General features: G+C 71.3%; 17 protein-coding genes and 1 pseudogene. 9 read left to right on the top strand and 9 right to left on the bottom strand.

Translation table 11 applies throughout. The features are described from left to right. Positions 1-159: 159 nt before the first annotated feature. Positions 160-1,404, bottom strand: coding sequence for a DUF2786 domain-containing protein (locus tag ACIQ7D_RS24275; protein WP_403940771.1), 1,245 nt, complete (start codon positions 1,402-1,404; stop codon positions 160-162). A gap of 345 nt (positions 1,405-1,749) precedes the next feature. On the opposite strand from ACIQ7D_RS24275, the gene ACIQ7D_RS24270 reads away from it, so the two are divergent. After that, complete coding sequence (locus ACIQ7D_RS24270) at positions 1,750-2,352, top strand: sugar O-acetyltransferase (RefSeq protein WP_403940769.1); 603 nt, start codon at positions 1,750-1,752, stop codon at positions 2,350-2,352. 44 nt (positions 2,353-2,396) lie between these two features. Here the strand turns inward: ACIQ7D_RS24270 and ACIQ7D_RS24265 are convergent, their stop codons facing one another. Continuing rightward, on the bottom strand, positions 2,397-2,873 hold the full coding sequence (locus ACIQ7D_RS24265) for an ATP-binding protein (protein WP_403940768.1): 477 nt from the start codon (positions 2,871-2,873) through the stop codon (positions 2,397-2,399). A 138-nt stretch (positions 2,874-3,011) separates the two neighbouring features. After that, positions 3,012-3,926, bottom strand: coding sequence for an NADP-dependent oxidoreductase (locus ACIQ7D_RS24260; protein ID WP_403940766.1), 915 nt, complete (start codon positions 3,924-3,926; stop codon positions 3,012-3,014). A gap of 297 nt (positions 3,927-4,223) precedes the next feature. On the opposite strand from ACIQ7D_RS24260, the gene ACIQ7D_RS24255 reads away from it, so the two are divergent. The 3 genes from ACIQ7D_RS24255 (at position 4,224) to ACIQ7D_RS24245 (ending at position 7,211) form a co-directional block, all read left to right on the top strand. Continuing rightward, complete coding sequence (locus ACIQ7D_RS24255; protein ID WP_403940764.1) at positions 4,224-5,954, top strand: bifunctional 3'-5' exonuclease/DNA polymerase; 1,731 nt, start codon at positions 4,224-4,226, stop codon at positions 5,952-5,954. Between the two features lie 325 nt (positions 5,955-6,279). After that, positions 6,280-6,747, top strand: coding sequence for a nitroreductase family deazaflavin-dependent oxidoreductase (locus ACIQ7D_RS24250; protein ID WP_403940762.1), 468 nt, complete (start codon positions 6,280-6,282; stop codon positions 6,745-6,747). Next, complete coding sequence (locus ACIQ7D_RS24245) at positions 6,744-7,211, top strand: cupin domain-containing protein (protein ID WP_403940760.1); 468 nt, start codon at positions 6,744-6,746, stop codon at positions 7,209-7,211. The genes ACIQ7D_RS24250 and ACIQ7D_RS24245 overlap by 4 nt, the downstream gene beginning before the upstream one ends. 606 nt (positions 7,212-7,817) lie before the next feature. Here the strand turns inward: ACIQ7D_RS24245 and ACIQ7D_RS24240 are convergent. After that, positions 7,818-8,573 (bottom strand): NPP1 family protein, encoded by a 756-nt coding sequence (locus ACIQ7D_RS24240; protein WP_403940758.1) that lies wholly within the window; start codon positions 8,571-8,573, stop codon positions 7,818-7,820. 234 nt (positions 8,574-8,807) lie between these two features. On the opposite strand from ACIQ7D_RS24240, the gene ACIQ7D_RS24235 reads away from it, so the two are divergent. After that, positions 8,808-9,821: an SMP-30/gluconolactonase/LRE family protein gene (locus ACIQ7D_RS24235; RefSeq protein WP_403940756.1), complete on the top strand. Its 1,014-nt coding sequence runs from the start codon at positions 8,808-8,810 to the stop codon at positions 9,819-9,821. On the opposite strand, the gene ACIQ7D_RS24230 is transcribed toward ACIQ7D_RS24235, so the two are convergent. After that, complete coding sequence (locus ACIQ7D_RS24230; protein ID WP_403940754.1) at positions 9,746-10,012, bottom strand: hypothetical protein; 267 nt, start codon at positions 10,010-10,012, stop codon at positions 9,746-9,748. The two genes, ACIQ7D_RS24235 and ACIQ7D_RS24230, sit on opposite strands and share 76 nt — an antisense overlap. Before the next feature lie 374 nt (positions 10,013-10,386). Here ACIQ7D_RS24230 and ACIQ7D_RS24225 point away from each other — a divergent pair, with 374 nt between their 5' ends. Both ACIQ7D_RS24225 and ACIQ7D_RS24220 read left to right on the top strand, forming a co-directional pair. Next, positions 10,387-10,653: a hypothetical protein gene (locus ACIQ7D_RS24225; protein WP_403940753.1), complete on the top strand. Its 267-nt coding sequence runs from the start codon at positions 10,387-10,389 to the stop codon at positions 10,651-10,653. Further along, positions 10,650-11,954: a M50 family metallopeptidase gene (locus ACIQ7D_RS24220; RefSeq protein ID WP_403940751.1), complete on the top strand. Its 1,305-nt coding sequence runs from the start codon at positions 10,650-10,652 to the stop codon at positions 11,952-11,954. Before ACIQ7D_RS24225 ends, ACIQ7D_RS24220 begins: the two co-directional genes overlap by 4 nt. A gap of 100 nt (positions 11,955-12,054) precedes the next feature. Here the strand turns inward: ACIQ7D_RS24220 and ACIQ7D_RS24215 are convergent, their stop codons facing one another. The 4 genes from ACIQ7D_RS24215 to ACIQ7D_RS24200 all read right to left on the bottom strand — a co-directional run bounded on the left by ACIQ7D_RS24215 (position 12,055) and on the right by ACIQ7D_RS24200 (position 14,056). Then, positions 12,055-12,477, bottom strand: a complete 423-nt coding sequence (locus ACIQ7D_RS24215; RefSeq protein ID WP_403940750.1) for a hypothetical protein — start codon at positions 12,475-12,477, stop codon at positions 12,055-12,057. Positions 12,478-12,619: 142 nt separating this feature from the next. After that, complete coding sequence (locus ACIQ7D_RS24210) at positions 12,620-12,970, bottom strand: hypothetical protein (RefSeq protein ID WP_403940749.1); 351 nt, start codon at positions 12,968-12,970, stop codon at positions 12,620-12,622. Positions 12,971-13,097: 127 nt separating this feature from the next. Then, positions 13,098-13,382, bottom strand: coding sequence for a winged helix-turn-helix transcriptional regulator (locus ACIQ7D_RS24205; protein WP_403940747.1), 285 nt, complete (start codon positions 13,380-13,382; stop codon positions 13,098-13,100). 26 nt (positions 13,383-13,408) lie between these two features. Then, positions 13,409-14,056, bottom strand: a complete 648-nt coding sequence (locus ACIQ7D_RS24200) for a TetR/AcrR family transcriptional regulator (protein ID WP_403940745.1) — start codon at positions 14,054-14,056, stop codon at positions 13,409-13,411. Between the two features lie 119 nt (positions 14,057-14,175). Between ACIQ7D_RS24200 and ACIQ7D_RS24195 the strand changes: the two genes are divergently transcribed. Further along, positions 14,176-15,105 (top strand): NADP-dependent oxidoreductase, encoded by a 930-nt coding sequence (locus ACIQ7D_RS24195; protein WP_403940744.1) that lies wholly within the window; start codon positions 14,176-14,178, stop codon positions 15,103-15,105. A 77-nt stretch (positions 15,106-15,182) separates the two neighbouring features. After that, positions 15,183-15,329, top strand: a pseudogene (locus ACIQ7D_RS24190) (IS481 family transposase); the annotation flags it as partial. Between the last annotated feature and the right edge of the window lie 281 nt (positions 15,330-15,610).

The raw sequence follows: 15,610 nt of genomic DNA, 5'->3' as shown, positions 1-15,610 counted from the left end.
CCGCCGCTGGTGCCGCGGCCGCCACCTGATCCGTGTCGGCGCTGGCGGGGACGGTACGGTCGCGGAGCTCGACGGCGCGCTGCTGCTGGGCCACGCCCACCCCCTCCCGCGTCAGCGGCGTTGCGCTCGTCGACAGACGACAGTCAGAGGCCGGAAGGGTCAGGTGGGGCGGATGCGGCCGCGTCGGTCCGTGCCGCTCCCGTCGCCCCTGCCGTCGCCGCGCCCGGGCACATGCGCCGCGTCCGCCGCCGAGACGCCGTGGGTCCAGCCCTCGGCGTCCGTCACGCCGCGCACGCGCGTCGCGACCGTCTCGGGGAACATCCGGTCCGTACGGTCGGTCACGGCGGCTTCCCGTGCCGCGAGAACCGGGAGCAGTCCGGAGCCACCGCCGCGCGCCGCTCCGTCACCCTCCGCCAACTGCTCCGTGGCCTCGCCCGTGGCCTGTTCCGTCGCCGCCGCGAGGCGCTCGCCGAGGCGGTGCGCGTAGGCCATCAGGAACGACTGACGGAAGGTCTTCGTCCGCTTACGCCCGCCCGCGCGCTGGGCCGCCTCCGCGCGGGTCATCGCCGAGGTGCCCTGCACCAGCAGGGAGGTGTGGAGCAGTTCGACCGCCTCCAGGTCCGGCTCGAACCCGACGACCGTCGAGAAGCCGTACGCGCTGTTCCAGACCGCGCGGCAGCGGTTCGCCGAGGCGACCGCGTCGAGCAGGATCGCCTTCGCCGTCTCGTACGGGGCGTCCACGCCGATCCGGCACGCGCCGGGCACATCGCCGCGGTGCGTCCGGTCCGCGAGCAGCGCCTCGTCGATGCTGTGGCGCGCCATCAGCTCCTGCGCCTTGGCGGTGAGCGCCTCGGCCTCCTGCGGATATCCGGTCGCCTCGGCCTTGGCGAGCAGCGCGCGGATCCGGGTGAGCATGCGCGGCTCGCCGTCGGCGGGCGCCAGACGGAGGGGCGCCCCGGGCACCGGGCCGACCGGCTCGATCGCGGGCAGCCGGGCCAGCAGCAGATACAGCTCCAGAACGGTGGTGGCGTACGAGAACCGGTCGGCCCGGTACGGCCCGGCGCCGCCCGCCTCCTGGTCGAGGTCGGCGAGCTGGGCCGCCCAGCGCGGCGGCAGCCGCGCGTACCGCCGTGCCTCCGCGGTGGTCAGCTCGGCGAGCAGCCGCAGATGAGGTCCGTGCAGGTCGCGGCGGGCAAGGCGGGCCACATCGGCGGGCTGCCAGCCGCGTTCCCAGGCCAGCCGCAGGAATCCCTCGCCGCGCCGCCGGAGTTCGGCGTCGGCGTCCGGGGCGGCGGCGAGGAGGGAGGCGCCGGTGTCGATGCCGTCCTGGCCGGTGGCGAGCATCGCGGCGACGGCGCGCTCGACCGTGCGCACGGGATCACCGGTGGCATGCTTCTCACTCATGCCGCGGCCTCGGGGTGCTCCATGGCCATGGGGGCGTCTCCTCCGACGGACGTGCCGCGTGCTTCTCGTTCCCGATGAGAGCGCTCGCGTTGAGGGCGCCCGCGTTGAGGGCGTTCTCGATGGGGCGCTCGCATTGAGGGCCTTCTCGATGGGGCGTCCTCGATGAGGGCGTTCTCGATGGTCGCAGGTCCGGGGTCCTGCACCGTACCCGCCCCGTCCGGCCTCACCTCGTCCTGCCCTCGCCCCACTTTTTCCACAGCCTGTGGATATCCAACTGACTGTCGGTGCGCCCGATTAGTCTGGGGCTCCTGTCGACCGAGGGCTTTCATCCGCGGAGGAGCACCCATGGGCGAGAACAAGCGGCGCATGCTGGCCCGGGAGTGGTATCTCCCGGACGACGAGGAGCTGGGGGCGGACACCGAGCGCCGCTGCGCGCTGTGCGCGGAGTACAACGCGAACGGCGGAGCCGCGCCCGGTGACCGCGCCAAGATCCTCGCGGAGCTGCTGGGTTCGGTGGGCGACGACGTCCGGATCCGCCCGCCGTTCCAGTGCGACTACGGGAGGTACATCACCGTCGGGGCGCGTACGTTCGTCAACTTCAACGCGGTCTTCCTGGACGCCGCGCCGATCACCATCGGCTCCGACGTACAGATAGGCCCGAACGTCCAACTCCTCACGCCCACCCATGAACTGGACACGGAGCGCCGCCGCGCGGGCTGGGAGAAGGCGTCACCGGTGACGATCGGGGACAACGTCTGGCTGGGTGGCGGGGTGATCGTCTGCCCCGGGGTCACCATCGGCGAGAACACGGTGGTCGGCGCGGGGTCGGTCGTCACCAAGGACCTGCCTGCGAGCGTCCTTGCCGTGGGCAATCCGGCACGGGTGATACGTGAACTGGCCGCGCCGGACGAGCGCCCCGGAACACCGCCGGACGAGCGGCGGGACTGAGCCCGGGCGGCACGACATCCACGCACCCCATCTCTCCCCCGGAACTATCTCTCCCCCGGCGCGAACTCGCACCAGACCACCTTCCCCCGGGCGGGGCCCGTGTGGTCGCCCCAGTCCGAGGCCAGGGCCGTGACCAGCAGCAGCCCCCGGCCCTCCGCCGCCTCCGCGTCGACCGTCCCGATGCCGGTCGGCCATCTCGGCGGCGTACGGGAGGGGTCGGCGACCTCGACGCGCAGGCAGCGACCGTCCGGCGACCGCAACAGGGTGAGGGTGACGGCGCCGCGGGTGCAGCCGCAGACGCAGACGCCGTGCCGTACGGCGTTGGTGACGAGTTCGCTCACCGCCAGTTCGACGGTGGCCGCGGACCCGCCGTCCACGCGGCGCAGGGCGAGCACCTCACGGGTGTGCCGACGGGCCCGGCGGGCCGCCTCCGGCTGGTGCGGGAGCGGGATCCGGGTGAGGGAGAGCCACGGCCGGCCGGAGTCGTAGACGTCGTGCGCAGGTCCACTGTCAGTGAGCATCGCTACTCTCGGACATCAATAGATCACAGAGGGCAATCTATCGTGCATGAGAGGAGCGCCGCCGTGCCACATCACCGTTTCCGGGCCCTGTCGGGCCGGGTGTTCCCCCGCGTCCGACGCGGCGACCGGTTCCGTCCCTCAGGGCGTGATCACGAGCTTCCCGCCCGCGTGCCCCTCCTCGCTCGCCTGCTGCGCCTTCGCGGCCTCCTCCAGCGGGAAGGTCCCGGCGATCCGTACCCGCAGCGCGCCCTCCGTGGCCAGCCGGGCGTTCTCCGTCAGGCCGGCGCGCTTCTGCTCGGGCGTCGTGCCGCCGGAGGAGAAGGTCACCCCCAGATCCTGCGCGGCCATGTCCGCGATGGTGATGATCCGGTCCGTGGTGCCGCCGCGCAGCTCGATCGAGTCGGGCAGTGCGCCCTTCCCCGACGCGTCGAAGACGGCGTCGACGCCCTGGGGCGCCGCCGCGCGGACCCGGTCGACCAGGCCGTCGCCGTACGCCACGGGCACGGCGCCCAGCGAGCGTACGTAGTCGTGGTTGGCCGGGGAGGCCGTGCCGATGACGGTCGCGCCGCGCGCCACCGCGAGCTGGGCGGCCACGGCGCCGACGCCGCCCGCCGCGCCGTGCAGCAGCAGGGTGTCACCGTCCCGGACGCCGAGCGAGTCCAGGACCCGCCGCGCGGTCTCCCCCGCCACGGGGAGCGCCGCGGCCTCGTCCCAGCTCAGACCGGCGGGCTTGGCCACGACGACATCGGCCAGGGCGTACGGGGCGTAGGCGCCGGTGGCGGACCAGCCCAGCACCTCGTCGCCGACGGCGAAGTCGGTCACACCGTCCCCTGTCTCGTCCACGATCCCGGCGAACTCAAGGCCGGGCACGGCGGGGAGCGGAGTGGGAAAGGCCGCTTCCATCCATCCGTGGCGGATCTTGTAGTCCATCGGGTTGACGCCGGCCGCCCGTACCGCCACCCGGACCTCACCCGGGCCCGCGTGCGGCTCGTCCACGTCCTTGAGGTGCAACACCTCGGGCCCGCCGAACTCCTCGAAAACGACCGCGCGCATCTCGACCTCCACAGATCTCGTGTGTTCCACATGCCCTGCATGCTCTATGTGCTGTACGTGTCCTGCGTGCTGTACGTGTCCTGCGTGTTCCACGGGTCCCGCGTGCTGTCCGTGTTCTCCGTTCGGTGCGGGCCCCGTGGGGTCGTCGGAGCTGTCAACACCCCGGCCCGCGCCCCTGTTCCGGTCCCACGACCGATCTTCCCGGTGACCGGACGTGCTCGCCTCCCGGGCGGCCGGGGTGTGGCGCCGGGCCGTTGCCGAAGGCCGTTGTCAGACCCTCCTGCCAGACTCGGTCACATGGGCGGACGATGGGCGGTGGCTCCGACGGACGGCGGCGGCGCGCTGCTCGTCCCGCTGGGCGAGGACGGCCGGGCGGACGGCCCCGTGCTGCGGGAGCCGGATCTCGTCGCGGCGGTCGGGACGCGGCTGCCCGAGGTGGCGCGCTGGGTGTGGCGGGCGACGTCCCTGGTGTACCCGCGCCTGCTGGCGGCGGGGGTGCGGGTCGAGCGGTGTTACGACATCGAGGCGAGCGAGTCGCTGCTGCTGGCCCACGAGGGGCGGCTCGGGGAGCCCCGTTCGGCGGCCGCGGCGTGGGCGCGGTTGCGGAACGGGCCGGTGCCGCCCGATCCGCCGCCCCGCTCGGCGGAGCCGGGTTCGCAGTCCTCGCTCTTCGAGCCGCGGGCGGGGGCGGAGATTCCGTTCGAGGCCCTGGTGGAGGTGTACGCGGAGCAGCAGCGGCGGCATGCGGCGGCCGAGCACCCCGGGCGTATGCGGCTGCTCACCGCGTCCGAGTCGGCGGGCATGCTGGTGGCCGCCGAGATGCACCGGGCGGGGCTGCCCTGGCGGGCGGACGTGCACCGGGAGGTGCTGCGCGAGCTGCTCGGCGAGCGGTACGCGGGCGGGGGCGAGCCCCGGCGGCTGGCGGAGCTGGCGGACGCGGTCTCGGAGGCGTTCGGACGGCGGGTGCGGCCGGACCTGCCGGCGGACGTGGTGAAGGCGTTCGCGCAGGCGGGCATCCGGGTGAAGTCGACCCGGCGCTGGGAGCTGGCGGAGATCGACCATCCGGCGGTGGAGCCGCTGATCGAGTACAAGAAGCTGTACCGGATCTGGACGGCGCACGGCTGGAGCTGGCTCCAGGACTGGGTGCGGGACGGCCGGTTCCGCCCGGAGTACCTGCCGGGCGGTACGGTCTCGGGCCGCTGGACCACCAACGGAGGCGGGGCCCTCCAGATCCCCCGGGTGATCCGCCGGGCGGTCGTCGCCGACGAGGGGTGGCGGCTGGTGGTGGCGGACGCCGACCAGATGGAGCCGCGTGTCCTGGCCGCGATCTCCCGCGATCCGGGGCTGATGGAGGTGGCGGGGCAACCCGGCGATCTGTACACGGCGCTGTCCGACCGGGCGTTCTCCGGCGACCGGGAGCACGCGAAACTCGCCCTGCTGGGGGCGGTCTACGGCCAGACGTCCGGCGACGGGCTGAAGAACCTGGCGGCGCTGCGCCGGAGGTTCCCGCTCGCCGTGGCGTATGTGGACGACGCGGCCAGGGCGGGCGAGGAGGGCAGGATCGTACGGACCTGGCTCGGGCGGACGAGTCCGCGCGCGGCCGGGGCCGAGGACGACGAGGCCGGGATCCCGCAGGAGATACCGGAGCCGGAAGGACCGGCGCCCGGCTCCTCCGGCACCGCGGGCACTTCGGGCTTCTCCGGGGGTGACTTCACCCCCGGGTACGCGTCGTCGAACGGCCGGGCCCGTGGCCGCTTCACCCGTAACTTCGTCGTGCAGGGCAGCGCGGCCGACTGGGCGCTGCTGATGCTGGCGGCGCTGCGCCGGGCGATCGCGGGGATGCGCGCCGAGCTGGTCTTCTTCCAGCACGACGAGGTGATCGTGCACTGCCCGGCGGAGGAGGCCGGGGCGGTGGCGGAGGCGATCGAGGCGGCCGGGGCGCTGGCCGGGAGGATCGCCTTCGGCGAGACGCCGGTGCGGTTCACGTTCACGACGGCGACGGTGGAGCGGTACTCCGACGCGAAGTGAGCGGTGCACCACCGGCGTTCCATCTCAGCCGAGCCCCTTCTCGCCGGTCGCGATGGCGGTGAGCCACCGGCCGTGAACTCCCGGAAGCCCTCCTCACGGGAGGTGCCGGGACGCCTCCGGCCCCTCGCCGGAGCCGACCTCCGCACCGCACCGCCCCCCTCCCGCCCCGCCCCACCCCGTCTGGCATGCGGGAAGGGGCGGGTCGGGGACAAGGTGGTACTGCTGGTGCCACATCCACCACTAGCGGTGACCGGGCACCGACGAGGATCATCATCGAGGCGGCACTCCCCGACAGACGCGGCACTCCCCTACACCGGAGACGGTCATGACTGAAAATGTCGACTTCAACGCACGCACCATCGCCGAGTTCCGCGCCCACCGCGGACAGGTCGGCGGCAATTTCGCGGGAGCGCCGCTGCTCCTGCTGCACACCGTCGGCGCCCGCTCCGGCGCGGCCCGTATCAATCCGATGATGTATCTGTCCGATCAGGGCCGCTATCTCGTCTTCGCCTCCAAGGCGGGCTCCGATCGCAACCCCGACTGGTACTACAACCTGCTCGCCCATCCCGATGTCCGGATCGAGGTGGGCGACGACACCCTCGCCGTACGCGCCGTCGAACTGCACGGCGCGGAACGCGATGCCCATTTCGCCGAACAGGCGCGCCGTTACCCCGGCTTCGCCGGCTACCAGCGCAAGACCGATCGGATCATCCCGGTCATCGCGCTCGTCCCCGCCGTCGACAACGACAGCGCGGACCCGCTCGCCGATCGTCCAGAACGGACCTCCTCATGAGCATGGCCTACCTCGCACACCCCGATCAGCAGCAGAAGCTCGAATGGCTGGACGGCGGGCAGTTCGCCGTACTCCTGGACGGTGCGGCCACCGACGGACAGCTCACCGTCGGGCGGTTCACCGTCAGCAAGGACGAGGCGCCGCCGTACCACATGCACACGCGTGAGGACGAGGTCTTCATGCTGCTCAAGGGCAGTGCGCTGCTGTGGTGCGACGACCAGGAGATGGAGCTGACGGAGGGCGGCATCGTCTATCTGCCCCGGAACGTCCCCCACGGCTACCGGATCACGTCGGACACCGCCGACCTGCTGATGATGGCCACGCCCGCGGGGATCGAAGGCATGTTCCGGCACGCGGGCCGCGACATGGCGACGCCCCGGCCGGAGGGGTACGAGATCTCGAAGGATCTGATGGCCGAGGCGGCGGACCTGTACGGGCAGGTCGCCGTCGGCCCGCCGCGCTGACCGGGGCGGGGAAAAAGGGGCAGGGACCGGGGCTCCGGGCCGTACCCGTGGCCACGGGTACGGGTACGGGTACCGCTCCGGCTACGGCCATGGCTTTACGCAAACAACACCGTTGAGGGGCAGAGGATCACTGTTTCCGTCCCGCCCGGTGGACGATGATGATCCGTATGGCCACGGCGAACCACTTCGGCATCGCGCTGCGGGGCTGGCGCGAACGGCTGTCACCGTCGCGGATCGGGGTGGCGCCCGACGCGCCGGGCACGGAGCGGCGCGGGCGCGGTCCGCGCCGTGAGGAGCTGGCCCGCCTGGCCGGCCTGTCGGTGGATTACGTGGTCCGGCTGGCGCAGGGCCGCGCCAGGAACCCCTCCGGCCAGGTCGTCACCGCCCTGGCCGGAGCGCTGCGGTTGGACCTGTCCGCTGCGTGCCACGTACCCCCCGCGGCGCGGGCTCCAGGACCGTCCCGACGCCCCGGCCCAGCCCTTGGTGAGCGGCCGGTAGACGAGGCGAACGCCCGCCTGGCCATCCGCCCGACCACTCGACCGCCCGCGCGACCGACGACCCGCCCCTGGCGGAGGGGCTTCCGTCAGGGGCGGGCGGGGGCGTTCGTCAGGCGTTCGGGTCGAACGGGATGGAGGCCGGCTTGGCCTTCTCCAGGTGGCTGTTGAAACTGCCGTCCTTGAGGCCGAAGTTGGCGCTGCCGAAGTTGGCCTGGCTGAGCTTGTCACGGAGGCCCGCCGAGTAGCCGTTCCAGCCGACCAGGCTGGGGTACTGCCAGGCCTGGTAGTGGTTCTCCGGCGGCTCGTCGTTGGCGTTGGCGGCGCGGAAGGCGTGCGTGCTCAGCCCGTCCTTGTGGTACACGATCTTGGGGTGCGCCCCGTCCCAGCGGATCTGGTCGCGGTTGTGGACGGTGAACCCGCCGTGGGCCGAGGTGGAGACGTACTGGGCCTGGTTGTTCTGCACCCAGACCACCACGTGCTCCCAGTCGTGCCGGTGCCCGCCGATCGACGCCTGGTCCTTCTCGAAGTAGAGGCCATACATGATCGCGCACCAGCCGTTGTTGCACTTGGACCGCGCGTACCCGTTGGTGTTGTCGAGGTCCGACTGGTCGCGGCATTCGCCCTGGGGCGCCCCGGACGGATTGAGGCCGCCGTTGAGGGTGCCGTCGGGCCCGATGGCGGGGGTGGGGTAACAGCCGTCGGTGTCGTAGTCGTAGGCCGGCTGGTACGCGCGCTCCAACTCGTCCGCGTTGCCGGGCAAGGCCGCCGGAGGGGCGGCCAGCGCGGTACCTGGCAGGGCGACGACCAGCGCGACGGCGCTGCCGAGGGTGAGTGCGGCCTTACGTATGCGCGAGCTTCTCTTCACTGCGTCCTCCTGATGGACCGCGACGTGGGGCCGGCGGCGCTACTGACATGCCCACTTCATACATGGGGAACTCCGGCACATGACAGCTCGTTACGAACCAAACGGAGCATCGAACAGAGCAACGAACAGGAGGAGAAGCCGAGTTGACGTCGAGCTGAAGCCGGTTCGACGCCAGACACCGAGTCCGCAGAGTTCCCCGCTTCCCACCCCCCTTTCTCACGGAGGCCCTGAACCATGACCCGGAACCACTCCCACTCCCACCGCCGCCCCCACTCCCTCCCCCACCCCGTCCCCCGCGCCGTGTCCGCTCCGTCCCGGCGCGCCGTGCTCGGCGGCACCGCCCTCGCGGCCCTCGCCCTGACGGCCGGCGCCGGGCAGGCGAACGCCGCCCCCGGCGCCTGGCCGACGGAGTTCCCGCTGCCCGACGGCTTCCTCCCCGAGGGGATCAGCATCGGCAGCCGCCCGTACGCGTACATGGGCTCACGCGCCAACGGCGCCGTGTACCGCACCGATCTGCGCACCGGCGCGGGCACGGTCCTGTACCCCGGCGAGACGGGCACGGCGGCCGTCGGCGTCGAACTGGACGACGACGGGCTGCTCTACGTCGCCGGAGGCGGCGGAGGGACGGCACGGGTGATCGACACCCGCTCCGGCCGTCTGGTGGCCACGTACCAACTGACGCCCGTGACCGGCCACTTCATCAACGACGTGATCCTGCTCGGCGACCGCGCCTGGTTCACCGACTCACGTGACAGCGTGCTGTACGGCGTCCCGCGCGGCCGGGCGCGAGCGGCCGGGGGCCACGGCGAGATCCGCGCTCTCCCCCTCGGCGGCGACTGGGTGCAGACCCCCGACGTGAACAACGCCAACGGCATCGTCACCGCCCCCGGCGGCCGCGGGCTGATCGTCGTCAGCAGCCAGCCCGGCAGGCTCTACCACGTGGACCTGGCCTCCGGTCACGCCCGGGAGCTGGCGCTGAACGGCGCGGCCGACGTCTCCAACGGCGACGGGCTTCTGCGGCTCGGCCGCACACTGTACGTCGTACAGAACAGGCAGAACCTCATCGGCGTGTTCGCACTCGACACGGGGCTCCGCTCCGCCGCCCTGCGCCGTACGATCACGGACCCGCGCTTCGACGTGCCCACCACCGTCGCCCGCTGGGGCGACCGCCTCTACCTCGTCAACGCCCGCTTCACCACGCCGCAGACGCCGGAGACGACCTTCAACGGGGTCGCCGTTCCCCTCTGACACGACCCGAAGCGCTCCAGGAAGGCGAAGGCCGGGACCGGTTCGAAGGTGGCCGACCACACGATGTCGAAGTTGACCGCCGAGGCCATCACCGCCATCAGCACCTCGTCGGGCGCCAGTTCGGGCATCACGACCTCGCCCACCTGGATGGACCGGCGGACGTCGGGATTCCGTTCGTCGGCACCGACCATGCTGACGTCCCGCTTACGAATGCAGGCCGCCCGGTAGCGGTCCGGCACCGGGCCGGGAGCCCGGCAAGTCGCTCGCCGGGAGCCTCGGGCGGCGCGGCCTCGGCGGGGTGCCGATCGCCGCGGACGAGCGGGTGATGGCGAATCCTCCTCGGCGCCGGCCTGGCCAAGGAGGAGGGCGAGATCGCCTTCGGCGCGCTGCTGCGGAAGTACCCGGCGCTGACGCTCGCGATCGACAAGTCGGAGTACACCTGGCAGCAACCGCACCCGGGGATGTGCGGGCCGGCCGAACTGCCGGTGCGCCTCTGACCGTACGACCGGCCCGAAGGACGAAGGCGCTGTCGTGCACGGCCCGTCGTACGGCACCATATGGAGGGATGAGCGACAGCCCAGCGCCTCTCGCCGACCCGCCCCTCGCGTCCGACCCCGTCGTCGGCGAGCGCGCCACCCTGTTACGGGCCGCCTGGGCGACGCGCGTCGCCCTTCCCTTCGAGCGCGTTGAGGTGGTCGTGCACCCCCAGTCGTATGTCCACTCGATGACTGAGTTCACAGACGGACGGACACCGGCCCGGGCGGCGCCCGCGGACCCGCGCGGGCCCGAGGCCATCTCCACCGAGCGGACCCACGCGGAGGCACGCCCATGACCACCCTGATGACGATCCTCGGCATGGTCGTCTTCGTGATCGGCCTGCTGATCTCGTTCGCCTGGCACGAGCTGGGCCACCTGTCGACCGCCAAGCTCTTCGGGATCCGGGTGCCCCAGTACATGGTGGGCTTCGGCCCGACCATCTGGTCGCGCCGGAAGGGCGAGACCGAGTACGGCCTCAAAGCGATCCCGCTCGGCGGCTACATCCGCATGATCGGCATGATCCCGCCCGGCCCCGACGGCCGTCTGGAGGCGCGCTCGACGTCCCCGTTGGGCGGAATGATCGATGACGCCCGCGCGGCCGCCTTCGAAGAGCTGAAGCCCGGCGACGAACGCCGCCTCTTCTACACGCGCAGGCCCTGGAAGCGCGTCATCGTGATGTTCGCGGGCCCGTTCATGAATCTGGTCCTCGCCGTCGCGATCTTCCTCACCGTGATGATGTCGTTCGGGATCAACACGCAGACCACCACGGTCGGCAAGGTCTCCGCCTGCGTCATCCAGGCCGACGAGAAACGCTCCACGTGCGAGAAGGGCGACCCGGCCGCCCCGGCCAGGGCGGCGGGCCTCCAGGCGGGCGACAAGATCGTCGCGTTCGACGGCGAGCCGGTGAAGGACTGGTCGACCCTCCAGGCCGACATCCGCGACAACCCCGGCAAGGACATCACCCTCACCGTCGACCGCAAGGGCCAGGAAGTCGACCTCACAGCCCACCTGATCAAGAATCAGGTCAGCAGGACCGACGGCGCCGGCGCCTACGTCAAGGGCGAGTACGTGTACGCCGGCTTCCTCGGCTTCACCCCCGCCTCCGGCATCGTCCCGCAGACGTTCGCGCAGTCCGTGGACCGCATGGGCGACATGATGGTCAACGGCGTCGAGTCACTGTTCGCCCTGCCCTCCAAGATCCCCGCCCTGTGGGACGCGGCGTTCGGCGGCGGCGAACGTGACCCCGAATCCCCCATGGGCGTGGTCGGCGCGGCCCGCGTGGGTGGCGAGATCGCCACCCTGGACATTCCCGCGTCCCAGCAGATCGCCACGTTCCTCATGCTCGTGGCAGGCTTCAACCTCTCCCTGTTCCTGTTCAACATGGTCCCGCTGCTCCCCCTCGACGGCGGCCATATCGCGGGCGCCCTGTGGGAATCACTCCGCCGCAACCTGGCCAAACTCCTGCGCCGCCCCGACCCGGGCCCCTTCGACGTGGCGAAACTGATGCCGGTCGCCTATGTGGTGGCGGGAATCTTCATCTGCTTCACGGCGCTGGTCCTGATCGCGGATGTCGTCAACCCGGTCCGCATCAGCTGAACGCCCCTCGGAATCCGCCGGACCCCTGCCCCCCGTAAATCCATACGGGGGAGGGGCGGGTTCATTCCGCGAAAAGAAACAAATAAAGCGGCCCGCCGAATTACGGGCAGTCCCGCAATGTCTTCAGCGCGGCCACGTCGACGTGGATCAACTGGGCCGTGACATAACGGTTCGGATGCTGCGCGGTCCCGGGCAGCTTGTACCAGAACTGGTTCGCGCCGGCGTACGTTCCACTCTTGTAGTCACCACCGGCGATCTTGCAGTCCAACTTCACGGTGGCACCGTTGCTCAGCGAGCCCACGTCGCGACCGTTCAGCGCCGGCTTGTCGTGGACCGTGAGCCTCCCCCCGTTGGTGGTCACCTTGCCGTTGACCTGAGCCGCGGCCTCTACCTGGGACACCGGGTTGCCGCTTGCCGCCGGCGCGGACGCCATGGCCGTCGCGCCCGCCAGAACTCCGGAACCGCCGAGCACAAGTGCCGCGAGCGCCGCTCCAGTTCGATTCCCTCTGAGCAGATTCCTCATGATCTTCCTCTCAGTAAAGGACGCGTTCCTTTCCTCGTTTATGCCACATGCGGATTCACCGGCGCGAGAGTCCCGGCATTTCCTCACTCGTACGAGGCGGCGAAACCATTTCCCCTGTCGAGTAGACGCCAGGTGACGGGAACTACCGGCGGCGGGTGCGGCGATACCACGTCCCCGGCAGCGCCGCCGCGGCGAGCGCGAAGAAGACCGCGGCGGCCGTGACGTACTGCTCCGTCGCTCCCCGGGCGAGGGTGCACCCTCCGTCGGCCACACCGCCTGCGACGAGACACCAGGCGGGAAGCCACCGGTCGCCGGAAAGGCCGTTGATCATCACGACGTAGCACGGCAGCACCAGAACGAACAGCACCGCTCCCCGCACCGTGTGGTCGTCGACGACCTGACACCCCCCGCGCGGCCCGGCCGTACAGCCGCCGTCGAGCAGGCCGGTCAACGCCCAGGCCGCCCCGGCCATCACCAGGGCAGCCAGCGGCACCAACCACCATGCGCACCAGGGCTCTTGGCGGTGACACACGTCCTGGCCCACAGCCGCCGCGCCGCTCCGGAGATCCCCCCGCGATCACCATGGCGGGACCATATGGCTCCGCGACCGGGCAGCCGTTTCACGCTCCGGCGGCGGTGCGGCGGTCGTGTTCCTCCTGGGCGGCGAGCACGGTGAGGGCGTTCCGCCGCACCCACGCGAGCATCGCCTCCAGCGGCTCGGCCGCCGCTTTCCCCAACGGTGTCAGGTCGTAGCGCACGCTCGGCGGCACCGTGGGCAGCACCTCGCGCGAGAGCAGCCCGTCCCGTACGAGGGTGCGCAGCGTCTGGGCCAGCATCTTCTCGCTGATGCCGTCGATGAACACGCGCAGCTCGTAGAAGCGCAGGGGCCTGTCCTGGAGCGCCACGAGCACCAACAGGCCCCAGCGGCCGGTCAGATGATTGAGGACTTCCCGCCCGGGACAGTCGCCGTTGAACGCGTCACACGGATTTCGGGGCTTGCCTGCCGTGAGCTGAGGCCGTCGAGGAGGATGTCCAGGAGCCGATCGGTTGTGACCGCGTGGCCAGACTGGTGCGCGACGGTGAAGATCCCGATCAGGCAGGCTGCAACCTCTTCGGCGGTGACGTCGGGCCGGAGATCCCCCGCAGTGCGGCCTGCGTCGAGGATCGTTGATATCGCGTTCAGAAGCTCGTCCCTGGTTTGGGCGTGGCCGACCGCGCCGGACTCGATCAGGGTCGGGAGGGTGTCGAGCATGCCGTTCTTCGTCGCGATCCAGTTGCCGAAGAGGTCCATCCAGCGTCGCATCGCAACGGCCGGGGCCACGTCGGCGAGCAAGTCCCGCGCGCCGCTCGTCAGCCGGATGACCTGGTCGCGGTAGACGGCCTCCACGAGGGACTCGCGGGTCGGGAAGTGACGGTAGAGCGTTGCGATGCCGACGCTGGCCTCGCGGGCGATAGCACGCATGGACGTCTCGGCGTCGGGCGAGGCGAGCACGCGCGTGGCGACTTCAAGCAGCTGTTCGCGGTTGCGGGCGGCGTCGGCCCGCGTCGCCCGCGGCTTTGAACTCGTCAAACGGATCACGCTCCGGTTATGCTGGATTCCATAAGCGGAGCATAGTCCGTTTTAGGTGACTCCAGGAATCACGAGGAAGCGAGCAAGACATGCAGCAACACGGTGACGCACTCCGAGACGGTGCGAGCATGGCTGTCCTGCTTGATTCGTTCGGCGGCCCGGAGGTCATGGCTCTCAAGGAGGTGCCTGAACCTCAGGCGGGCGATGGGCAGATCCGCGTCCGCGTGTCGGCAGCCGGGCTGAACCCGATGGACTGGTTCATGACCTCCGACGCCGAGACCGCGGCGCGGTTCGGCCTGAGCCTGCCCTGCGGGTTCGGGACCGACTACGCCGGAGTCGTCGACCAGGTCGGCGCCGGCGCGAGCGGCTACACGGTCGGCGACCGCGTGTTCGGGGCGGCCCTGTCCCGGGCGGTCGCCGACTACGTTGTCCTCGACGCGAACGGGAACATCGCGAGCGGCATCGCCCACCACACTCCGGATGGCGTCGACGACCGCACGGCCGCCACGCTCTCGATCGCGGGCAGCACCGCGTCCGCCGCTCTCGACGTCCTTGGCCTCGGCCCGGACGACACGGTGCTGGTCGGCGGCGCGGGCGGCGGGGTCGGCGTGTTCGCAGTCCAGCTGGCGCGGATCGCGGGTGCGCGCGTCATCGGGACCGGCTCGCCGTCATCGGCGGAGTATCTGCGCAGCCTCGGCGCAGAACCGGTCGCCTACGGAGAGGGCCTGGCCGACAGGGTCCGGAACCTCGGTGCGGGCTCTGTCACCGCTGCGCTGGACCTGCACGGGACGGACACGGTGCACGTCGCTCGCGAGCTGGAAGTTCCGGATGACCGCATCTGCACAATTGCGGGCCAGGTCGACGGCGTTCCCGCCGCCAACGGCGCCAACGCCGCGCCCGACGCGCTCGAGAACATCGCGCGCCTTGTCGCGGCCGGCCGTCTGCCGGTACCCATCGCAGCGACCTACCCAGTCGAAGATGTCCGCGCGGCCGTCGAGCTCCAGGCGGCCCGACACGTCCGCGGCAAGGTCGTCATCGACCTCTTGCCTCAGCCCTGACACCCGTGCCGCAGCCCAGGATCGGCCGACGCGGCACGCAGACACCCCCTTGAACCCCGTCCCCTGCAGAGGTCCTCGTGCCCCACCCCAATGCCCGGCTGACCGTTCACGACAGACGGCTCCTGGTCGACCGGGTCCGCTCTGGCCGACCTGTCGCGCACGTGGCCGACGTATCGCGTACCCGGGGGCACGGTGGCGTCCCCGCTGCCAGGCATCTCGGCGAAGGACTGAACGGCACGCTCCCGCACCTCCCGCGTCGAGCCTGAGACATCGACACCAGGAACGACTGCGCCACATACTGATCCTCCTTCAATTCTGACAACGGGGTCTTCTGCGTCCATGCCTTCCAGGACGGCGACTCTGCCGCCATCACGAGGGGGAATCGCAGTGAACCCACCTACGTCGTCGGCCGTTTGGGCGACCGGCGAGACCGTCGACGGCCGGTACAGGGTGACCGGCGAGCTCGGCCGGGGCGGGATGGGCGTCGTGCACCGGGTACGGCATC

The organism is Streptomyces sp. NPDC096310, from assembly GCF_044763125.1.
GTDB lineage: Bacteria > Actinomycetota > Actinomycetes > Streptomycetales > Streptomycetaceae > Streptomyces.
This window is presented reverse-complemented; position numbering and strand designations above follow the sequence as displayed.